The 25,276-nt window shown below is 34.0% G+C and carries 27 protein-coding genes and 1 pseudogene; 23 read left to right on the top strand and 5 right to left on the bottom strand.

Translation table 11 applies throughout. The features are described 5' to 3' along the window. Window positions 1-83 precede the first annotated feature (83 nt). The 3 genes from ACYFX0_RS21640 (at window position 84) to ACYFX0_RS21630 (ending at window position 2,640) form a co-directional block, all read left to right on the top strand. Window positions 84-389, top strand: coding sequence for a luciferase domain-containing protein (locus ACYFX0_RS21640; protein ID WP_000010317.1), 306 nt, complete (start codon window positions 84-86; stop codon window positions 387-389). 93 nt (window positions 390-482) lie between these two features. After that, window positions 483-1,793, top strand: coding sequence for a phytoene desaturase family protein (locus tag ACYFX0_RS21635; protein ID WP_001091191.1), 1,311 nt, complete (start codon window positions 483-485; stop codon window positions 1,791-1,793). Continuing rightward, window positions 1,771-2,640: a sigma-70 family RNA polymerase sigma factor gene (locus ACYFX0_RS21630; RefSeq protein ID WP_000447150.1), complete on the top strand. Its 870-nt coding sequence runs from the start codon at window positions 1,771-1,773 to the stop codon at window positions 2,638-2,640. Before ACYFX0_RS21635 ends, ACYFX0_RS21630 begins: the two co-directional genes overlap by 23 nt. 32 nt (window positions 2,641-2,672) lie before the next feature. Here ACYFX0_RS21630 and ACYFX0_RS21625 read toward each other — a convergent pair whose 3' ends face one another. Continuing rightward, window positions 2,673-2,831, bottom strand: coding sequence for a hypothetical protein (locus ACYFX0_RS21625; RefSeq protein WP_001100984.1), 159 nt, complete (start codon window positions 2,829-2,831; stop codon window positions 2,673-2,675). Window positions 2,832-3,135: 304 nt separating this feature from the next. Between ACYFX0_RS21625 and ACYFX0_RS21620 the strand changes: the two genes are divergently transcribed. The 3 genes from ACYFX0_RS21620 (at window position 3,136) to ACYFX0_RS21610 (ending at window position 6,013) form a co-directional block, all read left to right on the top strand. Then, the gene (locus ACYFX0_RS21620) at window positions 3,136-3,729 is read left to right on the top strand and encodes an O-methyltransferase (RefSeq protein ID WP_002082794.1); all 594 of its coding nucleotides are present in this window, start codon (window positions 3,136-3,138) and stop codon (window positions 3,727-3,729) included. Window positions 3,730-4,042: 313 nt separating this feature from the next. Beyond that, the gene (locus ACYFX0_RS21615; RefSeq protein ID WP_141534621.1) at window positions 4,043-5,155 is read left to right on the top strand and encodes a toxic anion resistance protein; all 1,113 of its coding nucleotides are present in this window, start codon (window positions 4,043-4,045) and stop codon (window positions 5,153-5,155) included. A 24-nt stretch (window positions 5,156-5,179) separates the two neighbouring features. Continuing rightward, entirely contained in the window at window positions 5,180-6,013 is an 834-nt protein-coding gene (locus tag ACYFX0_RS21610) for a DUF3974 domain-containing protein (RefSeq protein WP_000008362.1), read from the top strand. A 58-nt stretch (window positions 6,014-6,071) separates the two neighbouring features. On the opposite strand, the gene ACYFX0_RS21605 is transcribed toward ACYFX0_RS21610, so the two are convergent. Continuing rightward, window positions 6,072-7,631: a glycoside hydrolase family 10 protein gene (locus ACYFX0_RS21605; RefSeq protein ID WP_106082457.1), complete on the bottom strand. Its 1,560-nt coding sequence runs from the start codon at window positions 7,629-7,631 to the stop codon at window positions 6,072-6,074. A 227-nt stretch (window positions 7,632-7,858) separates the two neighbouring features. Here ACYFX0_RS21605 and ACYFX0_RS21600 point away from each other — a divergent pair, with 227 nt between their 5' ends. From ACYFX0_RS21600 to ACYFX0_RS21555, 10 genes are all read left to right on the top strand, one after another. Next, entirely contained in the window at window positions 7,859-8,164 is a 306-nt protein-coding gene (locus ACYFX0_RS21600; protein WP_000865903.1) for a PTS sugar transporter subunit IIB, read from the top strand. A gap of 11 nt (window positions 8,165-8,175) precedes the next feature. Beyond that, on the top strand, window positions 8,176-9,459 hold the full coding sequence (locus tag ACYFX0_RS21595; protein ID WP_106082458.1) for a PTS sugar transporter subunit IIC: 1,284 nt from the start codon (window positions 8,176-8,178) through the stop codon (window positions 9,457-9,459). 78 nt (window positions 9,460-9,537) lie between these two features. Next, window positions 9,538-9,804 (top strand): hypothetical protein, encoded by a 267-nt coding sequence (locus ACYFX0_RS21590; protein ID WP_001021963.1) that lies wholly within the window; start codon window positions 9,538-9,540, stop codon window positions 9,802-9,804. 22 nt (window positions 9,805-9,826) lie between these two features. After that, window positions 9,827-10,981 (top strand): anhydro-N-acetylmuramic acid kinase AnmK, encoded by a 1,155-nt coding sequence (anmK, locus tag ACYFX0_RS21585; RefSeq protein WP_106082459.1) that lies wholly within the window; start codon window positions 9,827-9,829, stop codon window positions 10,979-10,981. 15 nt (window positions 10,982-10,996) lie between these two features. After that, window positions 10,997-11,890, top strand: coding sequence for a BadF/BadG/BcrA/BcrD ATPase family protein (locus tag ACYFX0_RS21580; RefSeq protein WP_106082460.1), 894 nt, complete (start codon window positions 10,997-10,999; stop codon window positions 11,888-11,890). A 137-nt stretch (window positions 11,891-12,027) separates the two neighbouring features. Beyond that, a complete protein-coding gene (gene plsY, locus ACYFX0_RS21575; protein ID WP_000610879.1) occupies window positions 12,028-12,576 on the top strand; it encodes a glycerol-3-phosphate 1-O-acyltransferase PlsY in 549 nt (182 codons plus the stop codon). Between the two features lie 70 nt (window positions 12,577-12,646). Beyond that, on the top strand, window positions 12,647-14,230 hold the full coding sequence (locus tag ACYFX0_RS21570) for an aminotransferase class V-fold PLP-dependent enzyme (RefSeq protein WP_460271952.1): 1,584 nt from the start codon (window positions 12,647-12,649) through the stop codon (window positions 14,228-14,230). 74 nt (window positions 14,231-14,304) lie between these two features. Further along, complete coding sequence (gene tdcB, locus ACYFX0_RS21565; protein ID WP_000632966.1) at window positions 14,305-15,306, top strand: bifunctional threonine ammonia-lyase/L-serine ammonia-lyase TdcB; 1,002 nt, start codon at window positions 14,305-14,307, stop codon at window positions 15,304-15,306. 223 nt (window positions 15,307-15,529) lie between these two features. Continuing rightward, window positions 15,530-16,000 carry a MarR family transcriptional regulator gene (locus ACYFX0_RS21560; RefSeq protein WP_106082462.1) on the top strand — a complete coding sequence of 157 codons (471 nt, stop codon included), beginning with the start codon at window positions 15,530-15,532 and terminating at the stop codon, window positions 15,998-16,000. A 141-nt stretch (window positions 16,001-16,141) separates the two neighbouring features. Further along, on the top strand, window positions 16,142-17,377 hold the full coding sequence (locus ACYFX0_RS21555) for an MFS transporter (protein WP_247727937.1): 1,236 nt from the start codon (window positions 16,142-16,144) through the stop codon (window positions 17,375-17,377). Window positions 17,378-17,598: 221 nt separating this feature from the next. On the opposite strand, the gene ACYFX0_RS21550 is transcribed toward ACYFX0_RS21555, so the two are convergent. After that, on the bottom strand, window positions 17,599-17,928 hold the full coding sequence (locus tag ACYFX0_RS21550) for a YkvA family protein (protein WP_000415089.1): 330 nt from the start codon (window positions 17,926-17,928) through the stop codon (window positions 17,599-17,601). A 246-nt stretch (window positions 17,929-18,174) separates the two neighbouring features. On the opposite strand from ACYFX0_RS21550, the gene ACYFX0_RS21545 reads away from it, so the two are divergent. From ACYFX0_RS21545 to ACYFX0_RS21520, 6 genes are all read left to right on the top strand, one after another. Beyond that, on the top strand, window positions 18,175-18,861 hold the full coding sequence (locus tag ACYFX0_RS21545; protein WP_106082464.1) for an MBL fold metallo-hydrolase: 687 nt from the start codon (window positions 18,175-18,177) through the stop codon (window positions 18,859-18,861). A 159-nt stretch (window positions 18,862-19,020) separates the two neighbouring features. Next, window positions 19,021-19,290 (top strand): hypothetical protein, encoded by a 270-nt coding sequence (locus tag ACYFX0_RS21540; RefSeq protein ID WP_000535041.1) that lies wholly within the window; start codon window positions 19,021-19,023, stop codon window positions 19,288-19,290. 73 nt (window positions 19,291-19,363) lie between these two features. Beyond that, window positions 19,364-20,728 carry a DEAD/DEAH box helicase gene (locus ACYFX0_RS21535; RefSeq protein ID WP_106082465.1) on the top strand — a complete coding sequence of 455 codons (1,365 nt, stop codon included), beginning with the start codon at window positions 19,364-19,366 and terminating at the stop codon, window positions 20,726-20,728. 302 nt (window positions 20,729-21,030) lie between these two features. Further along, window positions 21,031-21,741 (top strand): class I SAM-dependent methyltransferase, encoded by a 711-nt coding sequence (locus tag ACYFX0_RS21530; RefSeq protein WP_106082466.1) that lies wholly within the window; start codon window positions 21,031-21,033, stop codon window positions 21,739-21,741. A 118-nt stretch (window positions 21,742-21,859) separates the two neighbouring features. After that, a complete protein-coding gene (locus ACYFX0_RS21525) occupies window positions 21,860-22,267 on the top strand; it encodes a VOC family protein (protein ID WP_000072495.1) in 408 nt (135 codons plus the stop codon). A 341-nt stretch (window positions 22,268-22,608) separates the two neighbouring features. Continuing rightward, window positions 22,609-23,391 carry a class I SAM-dependent methyltransferase gene (locus tag ACYFX0_RS21520; RefSeq protein ID WP_106082467.1) on the top strand — a complete coding sequence of 261 codons (783 nt, stop codon included), beginning with the start codon at window positions 22,609-22,611 and terminating at the stop codon, window positions 23,389-23,391. Window positions 23,392-23,545: 154 nt separating this feature from the next. Here ACYFX0_RS21520 and ACYFX0_RS21515 read toward each other — a convergent pair. Together ACYFX0_RS21515 and ACYFX0_RS21510 are read right to left on the bottom strand one after the other, a co-directional pair. Further along, a pseudogene (locus tag ACYFX0_RS21515) lies at window positions 23,546-24,391 on the bottom strand (thiamine pyrophosphate-dependent enzyme); the annotation flags it as partial. Then, a complete protein-coding gene (locus ACYFX0_RS21510; protein WP_106082469.1) occupies window positions 24,367-24,495 on the bottom strand; it encodes a hypothetical protein in 129 nt (42 codons plus the stop codon). The pseudogene ACYFX0_RS21515 and the gene ACYFX0_RS21510, both read right to left, overlap by 25 nt. A 147-nt stretch (window positions 24,496-24,642) precedes the next feature. On the opposite strand from ACYFX0_RS21510, the gene ACYFX0_RS21505 reads away from it, so the two are divergent. Further along, entirely contained in the window at window positions 24,643-25,125 is a 483-nt protein-coding gene (locus ACYFX0_RS21505; RefSeq protein WP_000191905.1) for a MarR family winged helix-turn-helix transcriptional regulator, read from the top strand. Window positions 25,126-25,276: the final 151 nt, after the last annotated feature.

Here is a 25,276-nt window from a genome sequence, read left to right as displayed (position 1 = left end):
CATTCATACTTTGGATTGATGGAAAAAAGTAATGAAAATGTTAACTTAAAATTACATCAATCATTTATAAGGAGTGAATGTTCATGTCATTTAGTGAAATGATTAGAAATGAAGTACTCAGCTGGGCGGGTGTTTCTGAAAAACCGCATCGATTTGGTGGTATTGAAATAAATTATGGCAAGAAAGAACTTGGCCATCTTCATGGTGATAAATTAGCTGATTTACCATTTCCGAAGTTAAAGCGAGATGAATTAGTGAAGCAGGGATTGGTAAAACCACATCACGTATTACCTGAATCAGGATGGATCAGTTATTATATAAAGAGTGAAGAGGATATTCCATTTGCAATTGAGTTATTTCGTATGCAATATGACCGAATTAAAAAGTAATGAAATAAAGTAGGATAATAAAAATTTATTTTTATGTCACATCCCTCCTTAATCGTTCGTCTTGTATGTAGAACGATAAGGAGGGATTTTATTATGAATACATTTGATATAGCAATTGTTGGCGGTGGGCTTGCTGGATTAACAGCATCTATATATTTAGCGAAAGCTGGAAGGAAAGTGATTGTATTAGAAAAGTCCAGTCAATTCGGTGGCCGAGGGATGACTATAAATAAAAATGGAATCTGCATGAATCTTGGTGCACATGCTTTATATAGAGGCGGGGCAGCGTTTATAACTTTTAATGAGCTCGGTATGAATCTTCCAGGTGGAATACCATCTACAAAAGCACATGGAATATGGAAAGGGGATATATTCACCATCCCAACAGATTTTCGCTCAATTTTATCAACACCACTACTTTCGTGGTCTGCAAAAGTACAATTCTCACGTCTTATGATTCGTTTAGGAAATTTAGATGTAGGAGAAATTCCAAAAATGAGTCTAACTACATGGGCAGAAAATGAAATAAAAGATCCAATGGTTCGCAATATATTTTATGCGCTATGCCGGACGACAACATATACGTTTGCTCCTACAATACAATTAGCATCATCTGTACTAAAGCAAATACAGCTTTCTATAAAAGAAGGAGTGCTTTATGTAGATGGTGGTTGGGAAACGATAATAACAAAATTAAGAGCTATAGCGAACGATGCCGGCGTGCAATTTTTGGCTAAAAAGCATGTTTTGGAAATAGAGCATTACGAAGATAAACAAAGAATACATTGTGTTGATGATGAGGTTTTTGAAGTAGGTACAGTCATCGTGACGACTCCGCCGAAAGAAGCTTGTAAAATAATAAAAGGTGCAGAAGGAACAAGTTTGCATAGGTGGAGTGAACAATCGGTACCGGTTACTGTTGCTGCATTAGATATTGGCTTGAGACAATTACCCAATCCTACACATCAATTTGTATTAGGATTAGATCAACCTATATTTTTCACAAATCAATCGAGAGCAGCTAAATTAAGTGAAGATGGATCAATTGCAGTGAGTCTAATTAAGTACCATAATCCTGTGCTAGCGATGAATCATATTCATGAAGATAAAGAACAGTTGGAAAGTACGATGGAGTTGTTACATCCAAATTGGAAAAGAGAAGTTGTTGCACAGCAATATTTACCTAAAATAACAGTAGTACATGATTTTCCTCATATTGACCGTGTTGAAAAACCGGGCCCAAATATACCTGAAATGCCAGGTATTTATGTTGCAGGAGATTGGGCAGGGCATGATGAAATATTAGCTGATGCTGCGGTAGCAAGCGGGAAACGTGCAGCGTTACACATTTTAAAGCAATATGAAAGTGAGGTAGTTCATCATGGAAACGGAGCAGTTATATGAAGCGTATCAACCATTATTATTTTCGTTAGCATACAGAATTCTTGGGAGCGTTATGGATGCTGAGGATATCGTTCAGGATGTATTTATCTCGCTAAATAATATAGAAGATCCTCAATCTATAGAAAATATGAAAGCATATTTATGTAAGATGGCGACAAATCGTTCAATTGATAAATTACGATCGGTAGCGCATAAACGTAACGTGTATGTAGGGATGTGGTTACCAGAGCCACTTGTAGAAGAGAGTGATGAGCCATCAAAGTCATTTATAATGAAAGAATCCCTTTCCACCGCATATTTATTACTTTTACAACAACTATCTGAGGTAGAAAGGATTGTTTTCATATTAAGAGAGGTTTTCAGTTATGAATACGAAGAAATAGCTTCAATTGTTGATAAGAGTAGTGTGAACTGCAGGAAGATCTTTCAACGTGCACGAAAAAGCATTTTGGAGAAACCGAAGCAATCAAAATTAAGCACGGAGAAAATGGCTTCTTATGTTGAAAAGTTTGTATCATCATTACAGTGTGGGGATGAGGAAGGTATGTTAGAAGTATTAAAAACAGATGCTATACTCAAAGCTGATGGTGGTGGTAAAGTTACGACTGCGATTAATCCGATTTATTCTGCGGATCGAATTATGCGCTTGTTCTTTGGGATTGCACAACGATTGACAGAAGAGTACACTGTTGATTTCAAAATGGTAAATGGTATGCCAGGAGTTATAGTTACAATAAATAATAAAGTAACGTATGTTCTTTCGTTTGCATTTGAGGATGAGAAAATTTCAAATATTTATATGATGGTTAATCCTGAAAAACTTATGCATTTAAATGTAAAAATATAAAAAAGCGCATTTCTTCAGAAATGCGTTTTTTATTATTTTTCTAACATTTCAAGAGGTACATCTTTTTCGCCAGCTACCTCAAATTTAATTTCCCCGTCTTCTTCATAAATACGTGTAATAATCGGTATAGTAATCATTAATTTTTTATGCTGCTTTCGTTTTCGAGCAGCATCTAAGCTAATCACGTTCATTTGTAAGCATCCTTTCTTCTGGAAATATATAAACAAAGAAAATGCGTCCGAAAAGGGCGCTTAATTGAATTTGAAATACCGATTCATTTAAATGGGGTTTATATAATTTAATAACTGCAATTTTAATATGAAATAATATGAATGGAATAATTGCACGTAGAAATTAACTTTACCAAAAAACGAAACAATATGCTATAAAAAATTATAAATCTTTGTCATATAACAGGAAAAAGGTTTTTGTTTCGCATATAATAAAAAGTAGACGGGCAGCAAGAGCTTTTTCATCATATTGCTTGGAAAGGCGATGAAAAGAATGGATACAGTAGATTCATTATTATTGCAACTTGAACAATATGGAGAAGAGCATGATCGAAATAAAAAAACAAGGGAAGAAAAATTACGGAATGTTTCTCGTGAGATGGGGCAATTTTTATCAATTTTAGTAAAAGGTTGTAATGCAAAAAACATCTTAGAAATTGGAACTTCTAATGGTTATTCTACATTGTGGTTAGCTAATGCGGTAGAAGAAACGAATGGAAATGTAACGACTGTAGAGCTTTCTTCAGAACGAGTTGGAGAGGCACTTGTCAATTTTGAAAAGGCAAACCTGTTACAAAGAATCGATATTCATAATCAAGAAGCCGGGGCATTTTTAGATTCGCAATTAAATCATTCATTTGATTTTATTTTCCTAGATTCAGAGCGTACGCAATACATGTGGTGGTTTGAGCATATAAAACGTATGTTACAACCAAAAGGTTTTCTTGTTGTTGATAATGCAACTTCTCATGCGAGTGAATTAGGTGAGTTTATAAAAATGATTGAAGAAGATGATACGTTTGAAACGGTGTTATTAGCGTTTCAAAAGGGAGCATTTGTAGCTCGCAAAAATAAATAAAAGTGAGCGTAATAGAATTATCACATTGAAAAAGGGTGAATGTCAAAAGATTGAGTGTAGCACGATTGAAAGAACGTAAATTATTTAGGAAATATATGAAGAATCCGCCTTCAGCATGTAGTTCTCTAGGTCTTAAGTCTGAGGAAAATTATGTTGATTACAGGTATACTTATAGTAAGAAACAGGGAATGACTGCATAAACAGACATTTCTAAAAAATCGATTTCAAGCAGGCAGAATGTATATGAAATACGATATAATTGATGAAATATAGTGCATATGAATTCGCACATATAAATAAAGGAGCGATTTTGTTGACTGAACTCGAGAAAAAAGAACCTGTATCCATTGTGAAAGATAATAATGTAGAAGTAGTAGTTGATACAGTTATAAAAGATGCAGAATTAGAGGAACTAAATAAAGAAGCTGATCTTTATGTACAAAAGTTAAATAGCGAGCAAAATACAGATTTATCAAAAGTATTGTCTCAGCTAGGAGATTTAGGGGATAAAGAGCAACAAGCAGCAGGACAAACGTTATCAGCTTTAAAACGCCCTGTAACAGCGATGATGAATGGGAAAAATGAAGAAATTCCAAATACATTGTTAGAATTACGAAAAGTGGTATCAGAGCTTGATCCCAATTCACTTAAAGCAAGTGGTATGAAGAAAATAATGTTTAAAGTATTCAAGAAAAATCCACTTGAAACATACGTGCATAAATACCAATCTATAGATAAACAAATCGAGGAAATTATTAGATCCCTCCTAATTGGTCGTGATAACCTACAAGAGGATACAGTTGGTCTTGAAATGTTAAAAGAACAATCGCACGATAAAATTCATGCTCTTGATAAACAAGTATACTTAGGGAAAAAGCTTGCTGGCATGCTTGAAGCTGAAAAACAAAACCCAGAGCGTCAAAGGGATATTCCGTTAATTAACGATGCATTAGAAAAGATACTTGTACGTACACGTAATATGCAGCAAGCGAAAAGTGTATTATTACAATCTATAGCTTCTGTAGACATCATTAAGAAAAACAATGAAAAATTAACAGAGGCAATACGTAATGCGATTACGATGACGCAAAACGTTGTAACAGTTTCAGCTGCTATTCAGCTAGCATTAACGAATCAACGTAAAACAATTGATGCCGTAAATGCGACGAATGAAGCAATTGAATCGATGGTGTTAAGTAATTCTCAAGCGTTAAAACAAAATACAGAAGAAACGACGAAATTGCTTGAGAATCCTGCTATTAGCATGGATAAATTACGCGAATCATTCGAAAATGTGTTCGCTGCAATTGAGGCATCTGAAAAATCGTCAGAACGTATTATTGAGTCAAGTAAGAAGTTTGTTATTGAACTAGACACATTTAATGATGAGATGAAGCAGAAACTCATTCAGCGTCCAAGGAAATAACGGATTATTAGAGGAGGTGAACAAATGAGTTTCATTCAAACAGTACTATTACTACTCGGTACATTGCTTTTAATAGCATTTACTGTCGTTGTTTTAGTCGTATATTTCGGACGGAAACTGTATTTTTCATGGACGAAGCCATATAAAAAAGCGCAAGATTCTTTAGATAAGTTATCAAACAAATCAATACCGTTTCTACAAGAATTTACACAACACCCATTGTTTTATCGCTGGATTCGCACCGAAGGAAAGAAAGAACAAAATATACTAAATACTCTATTCTGTGCATCAGGTCAACGTACGAGAGAACAAGTCTTCTCGATGTTACCGAAAGAAAAGCAGAAAAAAGTGCATGTAATGGCAAAAACTACGAAAAAGCTTACAAGTGAAGATATCGATGTGGCTGCGATGAAAGTGAAAGATTTCTTAAGACAAGAAACGCAGCAAACTGTAAAACCGACAGACTTATCATTTTATAAATTGTATTTTTATGACCGTTATCCAGACGCATTAAATACAATTCAAGCGTATAAACGCTCAATAAATCCTTCATTACAAAGAACGGTTGATGATATTACAATTTCAGTATTAAATGCACTTCCGTACTATCAAGAGCAACGCATGTTTGAACAACAACATAAACTTGAAACGTTCTTAATGAAAGATTTAACGGCCATGTTATCGTTGGTAGTACAATTACCACCTTCACAAAGACCAGAGAAGGAAGAAGAATTGAAAATCTACTTGGAAAATTTCAAAAAAGAAATGGAAGTAGTAGAGCGAGATATTCGCGACTCAATTGATCATGATTTAAATGTGAAGATGAGAGCAGCGACTGAGAAGTTTAAGAATAAATAACAAAAAGCGCCTTAAAAGCTAAGTATCACAGCTTTAAGGCGCTTTTTGTTATGAGATTTTATTTTGCTCTAACGGTAGTATGACTAGAAGCCACACTTTCATTATGCAATCGATCAACTGCAGTTACGACATACGTATACATTTCTCCAGAAATAACGGTTTTATCTACATAAATTTCTCCAAATTTTGTTTTTCTTACAGTAGTAAGTAAATTTTTAGGATTTTGTATATCCACTTCATTTTGCCCATTCGCGCGGTAAATAGCGTAATAAGCAGAATCATTATCTCTATTATCAATGATACCGATTGCAATACCTTCATTTCTTGGAATGGCACCTTTTAATGTCGGTTGTTTTGGTGGATCATGATCAATCCAAGGCATAGGCGGGATTAATGCAGGATGTATATATATGTCTTTTGAGAGTCTATCTTTAACTCCAAGTGGATTGTTATTAATATCTTTTAAGCTAAAATGCATACTACCTTTTATTTCAGGATATAGCCGGTTTAATGTAATTTGTCTTGGATATTCTTCTGGATCAGACCAAGCAGGGACGGAGTTATTATTAATTTTATAGGCCGCTTGACCGATGTATAGGTGAATCGGTTTGTTATTTGTTTCTTTAACCCACCAATCTACTAATATGTCATATGCAGCTGGGGTGAAACCTATATTCCAATATATTTGCGGTGTAATGTAGTCAATATATCCTTTTTGTATCCACTCACGTGTGTCAGCATAAAGGTCATCATAGTTTCTTTGGCCTGCGGTTGTGTTAGAGCCAGTCGGATCGTCAGCTATATTTCGCCATACACCGAACGGACTAATGCCAAACTTTACGTATGATTTTTCTTGTTTTATAGCAGTATTTAAATCTTTTACAAGTTCATTTACATTGTTACGTCGCCAATCTTCTATATTTGTAAATTTACCGTTATTATATGTTTCGTATGTTTTCTGATCTGGAAATTCTTCACCGGCTACTTTATATGGGTAAAAATAATCATCCATATGCAGCGCATCAATATCGTAATTTTGTACGATTTCTAAAGCACCTTCTGTTATAAATTTTTTCACTTCTGGAATACCGGGATTGTAATATAACTTTCCGCCATAAGGTACAACCCAATTGGGGTGTTGCCTTGCAGGGTGATTATTTGATAATCGATTTATATCAGTGTGATTCATCGTTATTCGGTATGGATTAATCCATGCGTGGAATTCTATATTTCTTTTGTGTGCTTCTTCAATCATAAATGCAAGTGGATCGTATCCGGGGTCTTTTCCTTGTGTACCCGTAATGTATTCAGACCAAGGGCCGTAATTTGAGGGATAGAAAGCATCAGCTGTTGGTTTAATTTGTACAACAACTGCATTCATACCAGTGCTTTTTACATCGTCTAATAATCTTATAAATTCTTGTTTCTGCTTTTCAATAGGTAAGCCAGTTTTTGTGGGCCAATCAATATTCAGAACTGATGCGATCCATACAGCACGTAATTCATGTTTTTTGTACGTAGTATTTACTTCAGCATAAGTAGAGTGAGGGGAAATGAAAGAGAAAGGGATGAACAAGATGACGATACAACATATCATTAATAAACGTTTAACGATCATTTATACGCCTCCCTATCATATGATTATTTAAAATAATATCTGAGGTGAGGTTGGCCTTGCAATAGAGAAAATTACACATTGAAACATTAATTTAATAGGAAAAATATTTTTAATGAAATTTACTTTCATTATAACTAAATTCATTTACTACTTCATATGCTTGTTAGTAAAGTGAAACTTCCTTTCATTTGAAGGGTAATAAATTATAAGTATAGGAGGATTAATAAATGAAGGTTTTGTTTGTCTGTTCTGGAGGAATGTCCAGTGCAATTGTTGTAAACGCTTTAAAAAAAGAAGCGGAGAAAAATGGTTTGAATATGGAAGTGCATGCAATTGGAACGAATGAGGTAGAGGAAGAAGTAAAGAATGGCTGGGATGTCGTAATGGTGGCACCTCAAATAAGACACCGATTTGACTCTGTAAAAAAATTTGCAGAGGAGGAATCTATTCCGTGTGGCATCATTCCACCGCAAGCATACACGCCGCTTGGAGGCCCGACTTTATTAAAAACTGTAAATGAATTAATCAGTTAGGGGGAAGCGTTATGAATAAGTTTGTCACGTTTCTTGATAAAAACTTATCTGGCCCGATGGCAAGGCTTTCTGAGCAGAGGCATCTACAAGCAATCCGTGATGGAGTTATTTCGGCGTTACCATTTATTATAGTAGGAAGCTTCTTTTTAATAGTAGCATTTCCACCACTGCCGAAAGATAGTTTCATATCGGTTTGGGCATTAAAGAATCAAACAAGTATATTAATACCATATCGTTTAACTATGTTTATTATGTCCTTATATATAGCATTTGGAATAGGATATAATTTAGCGAAAAGTTATAAATTAGATGCTTTATCAGGAGCACAGCTTGCGGTATGTTCACTACTTTTAACATTAACGCCTGAGTTAATTGATAAAAAAGGATTTATGCTTCCAATGACAAACCTCGGAGGTCATGGATTATTTGTGACGATGATTGTCTCTATTTTATCAGTTGAGATTTTAAGATTTTGTAAGAAGAATAACGTAACGATAAAAATGCCAGAACAAGTACCACCGTCAGTATCACGTTCATTTGAAGCACTTATACCTGCAGCATTCGTTATTATTATTATGAGTCTTATTACAGTCGTTTTTAAAGTTGATTTACATTACGTTGTAGATAAACTAGCCGCACCGTTAGTAAAAGCTGGTGATAGTTACTTTGGCGTTATTATACCTGTATTTTTAATTACGTTTTTCTGGTCTTTCGGGATACACGGAGTATCAGTTGTAGGTACTGTGGCAAGGCCGCTTTGGGATGTGTATTTAGGAAAGAACGGTGAAGCTGTAGCAAGTGGAGCGAGTCATTTTCCGTTTATTGCACCAGAACCGTTTTATCAATGGTTTATTTGGATTGGTGGTTCGGGCGCAACGTTAGGGCTTGTGTTAGCTATGATCGTATTTGGTCGATCAAAATATTCGAAAGCATTATCGAGAACGTGTATTGTTCCGGGGATTTTTAATATAAATGAACCGGTTATATTCGGTTTGCCGATTGTATTAAATCCAATTTTAATTATTCCTTTCGTCATTACACCGTTAGTAACAGCTACTATAGCTTATGCTGCAACAGCGATGGGATTTGTAACACCAACGCATATTATGCCGCCATGGACATTACCTGCTCCAATTGGTGCTTATTTAGCAACAGGTGGAGATTGGCGTGCGATTGTATTAGTTTTTATAAATATAGCAATATCGTTCCTTATTTATTTACCATTCTTTAAAATGTACGACAAAAATATGCTTGAAATTGAAAAGAATGGTAACGGGGAATCTGTTAATCCTTAATCTGCACGCTGTTATTTTGAGTGATAGACTTTTTGTCTATCACTTCTTTCACATTAAAACTAGAAAGGGGGAAATAGAATGAATATAAAATTTAGTTATAAAGGCGTATTTTTATTATTATTTGGAGTGATTTGTGCAAATTTACTTTTTGTCCCTTTATTAGGCATGCTAAATCTATCACAAATGCATAGTATATGGCTCGTTACAAGTATTGCGGCAAGCGTTTTGCTTACGGTAGTTGTTTCTTTCATTGATGGATCGTTTGCATCGAAAGCTCAGTTGTTTTTTAGATTTATATTGTTTTCGATTGGTTGTACGTTCGTTACTTACATGATTGTTTTTTAGTAAATAGGAGGTCATGCACGTTATGTATATTGCAGGGGTAATGTCTGGTACTTCATTAGATGGAATAGATGTAGCGCTCGTTCATATAGAAGGAAGTGGTGTAGATTCTAAAATCGAACTCATCCATTTTACTACTGTTCCATTTTGTAATGATATGAAAAATGAGATCCAACAAGCGTTATCAATTGAAACTTCGAATGTCCAACTTATATGTAGTTTAAATTTTAAACTTGGTTTATGCTTCGCCAATGCTGTAAAGGAAGTTTGTAAAGAGGCCAATTTTCCTTTGAGACAATTAGATCTAATAGGCTCTCACGGACAAACGATTTATCATCAGCCAAAGCAAGAAGGAAATATTATTTCTTCAACATTGCAAATTGGGGAACCAGCAGTAATAGCATATGAAACGAACACGACAGTTATCTCGAATTTCCGAACGATGGACATGGCGGCAGGGGGACAAGGTGCACCACTTGTACCATATTCAGAGATTATTTTATATCGGCATCAAACTAAAAATAGACTACTACAAAATATTGGCGGGATTGGTAATGTTACAGTGGTTCCAAGTAAACGAAGTAATGAGAGTGTTATTGCTTTTGATACTGGACCAGGGAATATGATAATTGATGAAGTATGTCAAAGGTTATTTCAGTTGTCATATGATCAAAATGGTAAGATTGCAAAACAGGGAGTAGTTGTAGATGAAATTTTGACTTATTGTATGAACCATCCATTTTTGAACGTGAAACCACCAAAATCAACAGGTAGAGAACAGTTTGGAGAAGCGTTTGTGACTGAATTATTGAATCGATTTGAAAAGCATAGTAGAGAAAATATATTGGCAAATGTCACGATGTTTACAGCAAGTTCAATTGTTCATCATTATCAGGAATTTATTTTTCCGTATTATGAAATCGATGAAGTAATTTTAGGCGGGGGCGGAAGTTATAATCGTACACTTGTTGAAATGATACGATTTGGATTAAAGGAAGAAAAATGCAAAATATTTACTCAAGAAGATTTAGGCTATTCCTCAGCGGCGAAAGAAGCGATCGCCTTTGCTATTTTAGCAAACGAAACGTATCATCGTAATCCGAGTAATGTGCCGAGCGCAACAGGTGCTAAGAATTCCGTGGTTTTAGGGAATGTAACATTCCCTCCAATATGTAAATGAAAATGAGGCGAACATATGAAGTATATGATTGGAGTAGATGGCGGGGGAACGAAGACAGAGGCAATTGCATTTGATCAAAATGGAAATGAAGTTGTAAGAGGTACGAGCAGATTTGGAAATGTATTAATAGATTTTGATCAGGCGCTTTTGCATATTATGGAAGCAATTAATCAATGCCAGAAAGGGTTATTAAAGGGGGATTGCGTTTGTATTTGTTTAGGATTAGCTGGTATAAGCGGAGCGAATACAAATGAATTAACATTAGGTTTAAAAAAGAAATACGGAACAAAAATTGAAATTTTTAATGATGCAATGATCGCGCATGCAGCTGCTTTAAAAGGTAAGGATGGAATATTAACTATAGGTGGTACAGGTGCAATTTGTCTTGGAAAGAAAGGAGAAGCGTATGAGTATAGCGGTGGATGGGGACATATTTTAGGTGATGAGGGGAGCGGATATTGGATTGCATTACAAGCTTTAAAGAAAATGGCAATTCAATTTGATCAAGGAATCAGTCTTTGTCCATTGAGTTTGAATATTCAAAGGCAGTTTCAACTGTTGACACCGTCTCATATAAAAAGCTTAGTATATACTTCTTCTAAAGATAAAATTGCAGCAATCGCGCCATTAGTTATTCAGGAAGCGAGAAATGGAAATGATGATGCACATGAAATTATAATGCAAGCTGGAAAGGAATTAGCAAGGATTACAGTAAATGTTTATAACAAGTTAAACTTTAAGCACTCAACGCCAATTGCAGTAAGTGGCAGTATATTGCGTTTAGTTCCTGAAATATTTGCTGTATTTAAGAAATGCTGTGAAGAAAGTATGAAAGAAATTATATTTGTATCACAAGCAGAAATGGCAGTGAAAGGAACATATTATTTAATGAGGGATATATATTTTTAAAAATAGCGTATGAGAATTTTTGTATGATTTGTAAAAATATGATGTTAAAATGTATAAAGGGATGTATATTAAAACGTACAATATACGTAGTAATTGAATATTGTATATGTAATCCCATGTAGAAAGTGAATGATTACATGATTAATAGTATGCAGTTTTTATATTTGGTGGCTTCTTATTTAATTGGAAACATCTTGACCGCTTATATAGTAACAAAATTGAGACATAACGTTGATATTAGGGGTGAAGGAAGCGGAAATCCTGGTGCAAGAAATATGGGGCGCGTATATGGAAAAGGGTATTTCATCGCTACATTTTTAGGTGATGCAATTAAAGGAGCAATCGTTGTTACTGTTGCAAAATATCTTTTTGAAGATCCTACATTCGTAATGTTAACATTATTGGCCGTTATTATTGGACATATTTACCCAGTTTTATTTAAAGGTAAGGGCGGTAAAGGTATTTCAACATTTATTGGAGGATTAATCGCATTTGATTATTTGATAGCGCTTACCCTCATAGGCATTTTTATTGTATTTTATTTAATATTTAAAGGATTTACGAAGCCAGGACTAATTACGATTGCTTGTTTACCAATTTGTATGATTCTTTATTCTTATTCTATTGTTACGACTATTTTAAGTGGAATGATTATTGTACTTATTCTATATGTAAATCGAGAATAAAATGAATGTTTAATAAGTGGGGATAATCTCCACTTATCATTTTTTATTAAATAGATAAAGGAGATAAGGCATGGGGTTAATTTATAAAGTTGCTGATCAAGATTGGGAATTTGAAAGTATACATAAATTAAATTATAAAACTTTTGTGGAAGAGATTCCACAACATGAAGAAACGAAAGACCAGTTTCGTATAGATAGGTTTCATGAAGAAAATACATATTTAATTTGTTTAGATGAGGATAGATTAGTAGGTATGGTCGCGGTGCGGGGAAAACGACCATTCTCGTTAGATTATAAAATTTCAAATTTAGATGTTTATTTGCAAGAGCATGGAGAAAAAGTGTATGAAATTCGTTTACTTTCAGTAGAACGTGAATATAGGAATGGAAGAGCGTTGTTAGGATTAATTCGTTTTCTACATCGTTATTTGCTTCTAAAAGGATATGAATTAGCACTCATTTCTGCAACAACACGTGAACTAGCTTTATATGAGCAGATGGGATTCAAAGATTTCCATACGTTAGTTGGTACAGAAGCAGCAACCTACCAGCCAATGTATGTTACCCCTGCTATGTTTGAAGAATCGAGTGTTGGAAGTATTATGACGAAAGAATACACGTTTTTACCTGGTCCAGTAGACATTGAAGAGAACGTTCGAAAGGCATTTTGTACTAAGCCTATTTCGCATCGCTCTAAGTCATTTCAAGTGACAATGGACAATGTGAAAAAACGGTTACTTCACATGACAAAAGCAAAACATGTACAACTTATGTTAGGAACAGGGACGTTAGCCAATGATGCGATTGCTTTACAGTTACGTTCTTTAAAAGGGAAAGGACTAGTATTAACAAATGGAGAATTTGGAAATAGATTAGTTGGGCATGCAAAACGAGCACAGTTACATTTTGATACGTATAAAAAGGAAATGAGAGAGCCGTTTATTTATACAGAATTAGAAGAAATAATGACAACTGGAAATTATGAATGGCTTTGGTTTGTTCATCATGAAACATCTACTGGAATGTTAAACGATTTAAACGAGCTAAATACTCTTTGTAACGAGAATCAAATGAAACTATGTGTAGATTGCATAAGCTCAATTGGAGCAATACCAATAGACTTGAAGGATGTGTATTTTGCAAGTGGTGTTAGCGGTAAAGCGATTAAATCATATACAGGAATTTCTTTCGTTTTTCATAACCACATTGTAAAAATAAACGAGGCTGTGCCGGCCTATATGGACATTGGCATGTATGAAGAAAATGAAAGCATTCCATACTCACAATCATGGAATTTAATTTATGCATTGCAAGAAGCGTTGAAGAGATTTGAAGATGAAAAGGCATTTGTAAAAATTAAAGAGACATACGATTATGTTGAAGAAGTTATTACTGATATGGGTTTAAAGCTTGTTTCACCTAAAGAACATGCCGCGCCAATTATACTTACTATTGTATTGAGCGAAGATCATTCTTCTAAAGTAGTAGGCGATGCATTAGCATTACAAGGATACATCGTTCATTATGAGTCATCTTATTTACAAAAGAATAATTGGATCCAAATTGCATGTTTAAATCATTATAAAGAACGTGATATGAAGAGGATGTTGAATTGTTTGCAAATGTGTTTATTTCAGAGTGGGGTACAAATATAAAGACTTTTTCTTTTCGTATAAAGGAGCTACGACTTACGAAAACTTAGGAATAGAACATTGGAAGAGGTGTAAGTATGATAACTAGAAAACTACCATTACATATAGACAATATTAAAAAAGCTCACAAGATTCTAGATAGAAATGCTCGTAAAACGCCATTAGTAAAATCTTTTTACTTGACTAGTAAAACGGGCGGAGAAATTCATTTGAAATTAGAAAATATGCAATTAACGGGTTCTTTTAAATTTCGTGGCGCATTTAATAAAATGTCGCGGCTCACGGATCAAGAAAAAGAAAGAGGTGTAATTGCATGTTCAGCAGGTAATCATGCACAAGGAGTTGCATTATCTGCTCATTTACTCGGTATTAAGAGTAAAATTGTTATGCCAATTTCTGCACCGCAGGCTAAAGTCGAAGCAACTAGAGGATATGGATCTGAAGTAATTTTACATGGTGAAACATTTGATGATGCAAAGGCAAAATGTGAAGAAATTATAAGGGAAACAGGTGAGACATACTTACATCCATATGATGATGTAGAGGTAATGGCTGGTCAAGGTACAATTGGATTAGATATTCTTGATGATATGTGGGATGTAGATACTGTCATTGTACCAATAGGTGGAGGCGGAATTATTTCTGGTATTTCTGTAGCATTAAAATCTTTTAATCCATCGATTAATATAATTGGTGTCCAAGCAGATAATGTTCATGGAATGAAGGCATCTTACGATAAAGGAGCAATCGTAGAACATTATGAGGCGCCTACTATTGCAGATGGTTGCGCTGTTAAAATACCAGGGGAATTAACATTTGAAATTGTAAAAGAATTAGTAGATGATATTGTAACTGTATCAGAAAAAGAACTGGAAGTAGCGATGAAAGATTTATTACAACGTGGGAAAGCTGTTGTAGAAGGTGCAGGTGCATTAGCAACTGCTGCACTTCTTGCAGGAAAAGTTGATAGCTATATAAAAGGAAAAAAAGTAGTAGCGGTTATATCTGGTGGGAACGTGGACTTACAGCGCATATCAAGTGTATGTGAGCACTTTTTTGTCGCTAATGAAGTGAAATAGTTTTATGAAAGAAGAGCTAAGAGAAATAATTTTAGCTCTTACTTTTTGTCTACTGTTTATTGTAAGTAGCAATAAATTTGCTGTTTAATGAATTGTTTTATTTAAGCGCCAATTTTTACACATATCTTGAATGTTACAATAATTATTTCAATATTGTCGAAACGTAAGCAGAAATTTAATATAATAGTTTTAATGTACTAATGAGCGGTGAGGAGGGCAGGTCATGAATAAAGAAGAACAGGTCATGAACGGTTTCAGGAAATTATATAATAAGCTGGTTTGGCTTAATAAAGATAAGATGGAAGAAGGTCTTAAAGGTTTTAAGTCTTCTGAAGTCCACTGCATTGAATATATTGAAAATAATGTGGATTCTAATGTGACACAACTTGCAGAGGCTTTTTATGTGACTCGCGGTGCTATAAGTAGAATGACTAAGAAGCTCATACAAAAAGGCCTTATTGAAAGCTACCAAAAGTCGGAAAATAAGAAAGAAATTTATTTTAGGCTTACCGAAGAAGGGAAAGAAATTTATAAAATCCATGAAGATCTGCACAAAGAGTTTCAAGAGCGGGATAAAGCTGTATTTGAGCAAGTAACTGAAGAAGAATTCGACAGTATAATTAGTTTCGTGGAAAAGTATAGTAGACATTTGGATGCAGAAATAAAGAAACAAGGTATACATATTAAATCCTAATACATTTTAATAATGAAATGGCAGCCTTACTCTAATGAGAATAGGCTGCTTTTTTATTATGTTATTTTTGTTGACTAATCAACAAAACGAAGTTATCATTTTGTTGACACGACAACAAAATGTTTTGAGGAGAGAAGTTAAATGTCTATATTTAGATCACAAAATGAAAGGGAAACTGAAAAAAGCATAGATAAACATGCTTTACTATTCGGACTTATTTCTGTATTTCTTTGTGGTATAGGTTTCAGTATTATCATGCCTGTAGTCCCATTCTTAGTACAGCCATATACAAGTAATCCGGAAGAACAAGCATTAGTTGTTACACTACTAACTTCCGTATATGCGGCTTGCGTGTTTTTAGCTGCCCCAGTACTCGGAGCTTTAAGCGATAAGTATGGCCGTCGTCCATTACTTTTAATATGCTTATTTGGTTCTGCAATTGGGTACTTAGTTTTTGGTATAGGAGGAGCTTTATGGGTACTATTTGCTGGACGCATAATAGAAGGAATAACAGGCGGGAGCATAAGTACTATCTTCGCATATTTTGCAGACATCATTCCAAAAGAGCAGAGAACGAAATACTTTGGATGGGTGAGTGCAGTTGTAGGTGCGGGAACTATCATTGGCCCCACTATTGGGGGATTACTTGCCAAGTTTGGTGATACTGTACCTATGTATTTTGGAGCAATCATAACGTTAATAAATGTTGTATATGGGATCAAATATATGCCTGAGAGTCTTGACAAAAATAATAGGTTAAAAGAGATTACTTTTGTAAGGTTGAATCCTTTTGCACAGCTAGCAAACATACTTTCCATGAAAAATTTAAAATGGTTACTTGTCTCAGCGTTTTTACTTTGGATACCTAACGGATCTTTACAAGCAATTTTCACGCAATTTACAATGGATACTTTCAGTTGGAAACCTGCACTAATCGGACTTATGTTTTCAATTTTGGGCTTTCAAGACATTGTTTCACAAAGTTTTATAATGCCAAAGCTTTTGATCCAGCTTAGTGATAAACAAATAGCAATTCTTGGGATGCTTTCGGAGATTATAGGATACAGTTTTATTGGGGCATCAGCTTTGTTTTCACTCTATCCACTACTTATCGTTGGAATGCTGATGTATGGTTTTGGGGATTCAATTTTCGGGCCTTCATTCAACGGGATGCTTTCAAAGTCTGGCGGTTCTAGTGAACAAGGAAGGATTCAAGGGGGAAGTCAATCTATTCAAGCTTTAGCAAGAATGATTGGTCCTATTATTGGAGGGCAAATCTATGTATCGCTTGGTCATGCTGCACCTGCTTTTATGGGTATGATCCTTATAGTCGCGGCAATAGCAGTTTTGTATAAGGGGACACATGCAACTGTATAACAGATAGATATAAGAACAAATAAAAGGGTGTCAGAACTTAGGAACACGTGCTGACACCCTATTTGTTTACGGTTTGAGAGCTAAGAGAAATGCTTTTGTTTAGGGATTTATTCTGCAATGCTCTCATAGTGAAGAGTAATGTTCAGTGAGGTTGAACTATCATTAATTACAGTTAGCTTTTTTTGAAAGTAAAAAGGTATGTAAATGACTAGTTAGTTTAATTATGCTTGTGCTGAAGTAAATAATGACTCCATTTTTACCTTGCTCTTCTCTCGAATTTCAGCATCTGCATGGCGCATAACATATTTATGCGCTACAGCGATTGCTAAAACATCATCTAATAAGCCAATCCCAATAATAGCAGCTATATCTGGAATGAAATCAATTGTTAATACGTAATAAGATAAAGCGGCTAATATTATGAATTTCGCTTTAGTAGGTAATTCTTTCTTTTTCATTGTGTAGAATAAGATAATACTTTCATATACGCTGGATTTACCGAGGTTTACAGAGCTTTTTTTGAACTTTTTCCAAAGTGTCTGTTTCTCCATATAAATACTCCTTTTACAAAAACATAGATTTTTTAAAAGGATAGACAAAGAAGTGAGAGATTAATCAATGTTATTGTTTTTCTTATTATATATTTCCATAAAAATAGGGGATTACCTGTTCAAAATAATATAATGTGGATTATGCCACGATTCACAGTGTTCCGTTACATAGTATATATATTGTAAAATGTATGTGTATGATTTAGTTATTATTATGCATTTTATAAGCGGTATGGGGGAAGAAAAATGAAAATAATAGAACTACCAATTGAATTCGAATTTAACGGGCAAAAACAATGTATTTATCCAAGTTTAATTATATTACATAATGAATTAACGTTAGTCGATACAGGATATCCAAGTTTTTTACCTTTAATTGAAAATGCAATATTAAAACATGGATATGAGATGAAAAACTTAAAGAATATAATTATTACCCATTATGATGACGATCATATAGGGGCTTTATATGATTTTAAAATGAAATATCCAAATGTTAATGTTATTGCTAGTGAAATTGAATCTAACTATATTAGTGGTGATATAAGATCAGAGAGGTTGGCTCAAGCTGAAAAAATGTTAGAACGTATGCCAAATGAAGAAAAAGAATTTGGTAAATGGTTTATTCAACAGTTAAAAAATATAAAACATATTTCCGTCGATGAAAAAGTACATGATGGTCAAATGATTTTGAATAATGAATGTCAAATAGTAGCGACGCCAGGACATACTTCGGGGCATATTTCATTATATTTTCCGAATTTAGACTGTGTAATTACAGGAGATGCAGCGGTTCAAGAGAATCGTGAGTTAGTAATAGCTAATCCGGATTTTTGCTTAGATATAGAAAGGGCGGAAAAGTCTTTAAATAGGATTAAAAGTCTTAAAGCAGCACAGTATTATTGCTACCATGGAGGAAAGCTGACTTTATAAAATAATGAAAACCGGTCTTTCCTAAATCAAAAAGATCGGTTTTTTAGTTCATATATTTTGCGATTTCAACCAAATCAGTAACAGTATATTTCGGTAAAATTGAAATGTATATGTACAAAAGAATATATATAATTTGAGCAAGGGTATAGGAGGGAGAAGATGGGTTCGTTATTTGATGTAATAGCAAATGTTATTTTGTTTTATCCTCGAAATGACATGAAATTGAAACACCATATTGCAAAATTAAGTGAATTAGAGTGGTTTCGAAATCTACATGAAGATCCGAAGTATACAAGTTTAATTTGGAGTAATAGAAAAATTAAAAAGTATATTTTGACTTCTGCAAATATGGAACCATTAATAAAATCCGAGAAAAAGCAAAAAGAATTTGTCCATCTAGTACAGGATGAATATAAAAAAAGAAGATAAGAATTTTTTTATTTTTCATATTTAGCGAAACAAATGGTACAATGAAAGCTAATGTGAAAAATAAGGAAAAGAAGTGGTCTATTTGAAAAACTTTTTAGAATTAGGAATTAGTGAAACTTTTAATCATACATTACGTGAAAATGGAATTACAGAAGCAACACCAATTCAAGAAAAGGCAATTCCAGTTATTCTGTCAGGTAAAGATATTATTGGGCAGGCGAAAACTGGAACGGGTAAAACGTTAGCATTTGTGTTACCGATTTTAGAAAAAATCAATCCAGAGTCTAGTGATGTTCAGGCTTTAATTGTTGCACCAACAAGGGAACTAGCTCTGCAAATTACAACTGAAATTAAAAAAATGCTTGTTCAAAGAGAAGATATTAATGTACTAGCGATTTATGGTGGGCAAGATGTAGCACAACAATTGAGAAAATTAAAAGGTAATACACATATTGTTGTTGCAACACCAGGACGATTATTAGATCATATACGACGCGAAACAATTGATTTAAGTAATCTTTCAACGATTGTACTAGATGAAGCGGATCAAATGCTTTATTTCGGTTTCTTATATGATATTGAAGATATTTTAGATGAGACACCTGGTAGTAAACAAACGATGTTATTCTCAGCAACGATGCCAAAAGATATTAAAAAATTGGCGAAGCGTTATATGGATGAGCCGCAAATGATTCAAGTACAAAGTGAAGAAGTAACGGTAGATACAATTGAGCAGCGTGTCATTGAGACGACAGATCGTGCAAAGCCAGATGCACTTCGTTTTGTTATGGATCGTGACCAGCCATTTTTAGCAGTTATTTTCTGTCGTACAAAGGTTAGAGCAAGTAAGCTTTATGATAATTTAAAAGGACTAGGTTATAATTGTGCTGAACTTCATGGTGATATACCTCAAGCGAAACGTGAAAGAGTTATGAAGAGTTTCCGCGAAGCTAAAATTCAGTACTTAATCGCAACGGATGTAGCAGCTCGTGGACTTGATGTAGATGGTGTAACGCACGTATTTAACTTTGATATCCCTGAAGATGTAGAAAGTTATATTCACCGCATTGGCCGAACAGGACGTGCAGGTGGATCAGGTCTTGCAATTACGTTTGTTGCAGCGAAAGATGAAAAACATTTAGAAGAAATTGAAAAAACGCTTGGTGCACCAATACAAAGAGAAATAATCGAACAACCGAAGATAAAACGTGTAGATGAAAATGGAAAACCGGTACCAAAGCCGGCTCCGAAGAAATCAGGTCAAAATCGTCAAAGAGATAGCCGTGAAGGTTCAAGAAGTGAATCAAGACGTGATTCGAGAAATAGCCCAAGAAATGATTCAAGAAATAGTTCGAGAAATGAAAACAACCGATCATTTAATAAGCCAAGTAATAAAAAAGGTAATACAAAGCAAGGTCAGCAAAGACGTGGTCGTTAAAGTATGAAGTGGTAATTGGGATGAAGAGTTATATCGTTTGTTAATAGAGAAATCGCTATATAATAAAAAATCCTGATATAATTATTAATGCAGAAGGAGTCACAAAAATTTGTGGCTCTTTTTGTATTTAATAATAGGTTGGCGTGCATTTGCACCATAAGAGTAAAGTTTATAATTTCATTTACCGTATTTAAAATAATTTAAAGAATAAAGAAAAAATTAAAATGTGGAGCCTTTATTCGTCTGATAGTTCAAAAAGATATATAATAATTTTCTGACTATTAATTCGTGGAGGGGTATTAATGAAAACTGAAACGTTATACACACAAGAAGATATTTTAAAAATGCTTGATTCATTATTAAGACCTGCTGAACCATTTTGGAATGAGTTTTATGAGAATAGAGAAAAGGATGTTCCGTTTTTTGAAAATGTTCCAGATGAGAATCTAGTTTCGAATATACAAAAAGAGAGAGTTTCAAAAGGGAAGGTATTAGAACTTGGATGTGGTCCAGGTAGAAATGCCATTTATTTAGCGACTCAAGGATTTGATGTAACAGCAGTGGATTTATCTGTAGAAGGCATTAACTGGGCAAAAGAGAGGGCATTGGCAAAAGGGGTAGAAATTCATTTTATTTGTAATTCAATTTTTAATTTAGAGGTTCAAAACGAATTTGATTTTGTATATGATTCGGGCTGTTTGCATCACATTTCACCGCATAGAAGAATAAATTATGTGGATTTAATTAAAAACTCATTAAAATCGGGTGGTTATTTCGGATTAACATGTTTTGCAGCAGGCAATTTAGATGAGCGAAATGGATCAGAAATAACAGATTGGGACGTATATAGAGAATGGAGTCTACAAGGTGGTCTTGCATACTCGGAAGAAAAGTTAAGAGAGATATTTAAAGAATTTGAGGTAATTGAGATTAGAAGGATGAAACAAATAAAACAACCGAATGAAATGTTTGGAGAATCATTTCTTTGGACAGCATTATTTAAGAAGAAATAAGAAAGTAGATAATTGACAAACTCATCGTTTTTATAGACAATACACTTATAGGAATATACGTTCGGTTTTTTGGCCGACTTATGTTTTACATAAATATATAACAAGGGGCTGTCTCCATATGAGTAACACAAATCAAAAAATTACTACGTTTTTAATGTTTGAAGGCAAAGCTGAGGAAGCAATGAATTTTTATACGTCGCTATTTGATCAATCGGAAATTGTAAGTATTTCTCGCTACGATGAAAATGGACCTGGTAAAGAGGGAACTGTAATTCATGCAACTTTTACGCTAAATGGCCAAGAGTTTATGTGTATTGATAGTTATGTAAATCATAATTTTACATTCACTCCAGCTATGTCTCTTTATGTAACTTGTGAGACAGAAGAAGAAATTGAAACGGTCTTTCATAAACTAGCGCAGGATGGAGCAATTCTCATGCCTTTAGGTTCTTATCCGTTTAGTAAAAAATTTGGCTGGTTAAATGATAAGTATGGTGTATCTTGGCAGTTAACTCTTGCTGAATAAAAAAGAAAAAGCGTAGCTTATTTGTTTAATGGATTTAGTTAAAAGCTTGAAAAATGAAATAACATAAAAAAGCGTTCCAACTGTCAACAGTTTTGGAATGCTTTTTTTGTGGAAATGAGTTGTTTAAAACTTACCAATTCTACAATTATTTTAAATGAATGGAATGGATGTATATTTTTGTGTCTTTTTAGAATTTTTAGTAATTATTAGTGTTTATCTGTTAATATAAATGTAAACAACTATGTATGAACTATCAGGCAGGTTAATAGGAAAAGGAAAGTATAAATAGTTAATAAGCTTACACATTGAATGCCACTAGATCGTTTGGAGGACTAATCGCAATGGATACTACACAACAAAACAGTAATGCATGGGATAAGAAGGTTGAAGAAGGTTCTAGATACACGCAGCCTGTAAGTAGCGAGATTATTGAGAAAAGCAAATCAGGTGAATGGGAGATTACAGTCACTACGGAAAAGTCAGTTCCTAGAGAGTGGTTTCCAAAGTCATTAGATGGATTAAAGATACTTTGCTTAGCGTCAGGTGGTGGACAACAAGCACCTGTTCTAGCTGCTGCTGGAGCAGATGTAACAGTTACTGATATATCTAAGAAGCAATTGGAACAAGATGAAAAGGTAGCAAAACGGGATGGTTTGACTTTAAAAACCGTACAAGGAGATATGTCAGACCTTGGTGACTTTGAGGATGAATATTTTGATATTGTTGTAAATCCTGTCTCTAATTTGTTTGTAAAAGATGTTCATCTTGTATGGAATGAAGTTTCTAGGGTTTTAAAGAATAAAGTTATTCTTATTGCTGGATTTACAAATCCATTACTATGGATCTTTGATGATAACCAAGAACAAAAAGGTATTCTTGATGTTAAACATTCAATTCCTTCATCAACATTGGATTATTTACCAGAGGATGAAGTTCAAGATTACATCGATTCAAATCAAACAATAGAATATGCGCATACTTTAGAAGACCAAATCCAAGGCCAAATTGATGCTGGTTTTGCTATAACAGGTTTTTATGAGGATGATTTTGGTGGAACAAGGATATTAGATAAGCATATTAAAACATTTATTGCGACAAAAGCTATAAAGTTAAAGATGGATTAAGAATTTTTACTTGTCGCACAGGGTGTTAGTCGAAGAAGGCTCTTAAAATAGAAAAGGATGGTACTTTCCATCCTTTTCCTTTATGTATTTTGAGGGTCGAAACTATTCTCAAAACAAGTTTTACACTACCAATTGTATAATTAGTTTTTTTATATTAAGAATTTTGCTGACCGAATCTTTTCCCGAGTTTAGCTAACAATTCAGGTTGATCGCTTTGGCTCATTATTACCTCAATAAAGATAAGTTGATTCTTATTAAAAGTTATATTTGTTAAGACTTCTGTTAACTCTGTTTCATTCTCCACTTTAAATGTTAGGCTTTTTTCTTCTGATCCGAATAGGTTCGGCAAGTTAGTATAATCCCACATCTGTATGTCATTATATGGTTGGTTTTGGCCGTGAATGGCACGTTCAACAGTGTATCCGTTGTTATTGATTAAAAATATAATCGGTTTTAAATTTTGACGTAGTATAGTTGATAACTCTTGGGCAGTTACTTGGAAAGAACCGTCACCAATAATTAAAATGTTGCGCCGTGATAAATTGGCGACCTGTGTACCAATTAGAGCGGGCAGTGTATATCCGATAGATCCCCATAACGGTTGTCCTACATATGCAGTGTTATTAGGTAGAGGGATAGCAGCACTACCAAAGAAAGGTGTTCCTTGCTCTACAATTAAGATGTCGTTTTCTTGTAAGAAATGGTACATTTGCTGCCAAAAACGTTTTTGTGTAATCATTTGTTCTTTTGGGTTAAACTCTTCAGTAATAGATAGTGATTCTGAAATAAATGGCTTAATATCAAGTGTTTCCTCATTGCGATGTTCAATTACATCACTTAACTGTTGTAAAACAGCTTTCATTACAACTGGTCCGTATTTTTTATCTATAATTTTCACAGTGTAGGGATGGATTTCTATAACTTGTTCTTTTGTAAAACCTTGTGTGAAGCCGCCTGTAATAGTATCAGTTAACTTCACACCAATACTAATAATACAATCCACTTTAAATTTTCATGTGGTACTACATCATCTAAAAAGGCAAGATTATAATCACCAGGAACCCCGAATGTATGTTCAATTCCTAATTCGTGTAGTCTATCCAATAAATATGTACTTACAGTATATTTTTTTCAAATGAATCATCTCCTAATTATGCAGTGAATGTTTCAATAGACTAAACAGGTTCTAATAAGTTGATTAAAATATTCATTACTAGATTGTGGTATAATTTACATACAGGGGGAAAGTAGATGACACAACATAAAGAAGAACAGATGAATGAGGCATTAGCATTATTTTATTTTGCATATAAAACATTTACTGAAAAGCCAGATGAAATTATAAAAGAATATGGCATTCAACGAGTACATCATCGAATTTTATTTTTTATCGCACGTTTTCCAGGGATAAGTGTAAATGAGTTATTATCATTATTAGAAATAAGTAAACAAGCTCTCCACGGGCCACTACGTCAACTTGTGGAAAAGGGCTTAATTGAGAGTAATGAAGCTACACATGACCGCCGTGTGAAACAGTTGTCTTTAACAGAACAAGGTGCAGATTTAGAGAAAAAATTGAGCGATGTACAAAGACAACAAATGGGCGCTATTTTTTCAAAATTTGGTGAATCATGTGAAGACAATTGGCATCAAGTTATGAATGAAATGGCAAATAGTCGATCAGGTTTTGATGCTTGGATATCAAAACGGGAAATACCAGTCGATCAAAAATAATGAAAAACTTCTGTTTTTATAGTTTGAAAAAGAACAAATTTTATCCATACATTTGGCAACTATCGTTTGGTTATAGAGTGAATGGATAAAAAGATACATTACTAGATACTTTATACGTGTACGCAATGGAACAATAAAATTCACATTTCCG

This window comes from Bacillus sp. NEAU-Y102 (assembly GCF_054788175.1).
Note: the sequence above shows the minus strand (reverse complement) of the source record. Positions and strands in the feature narration are given on the sequence as shown.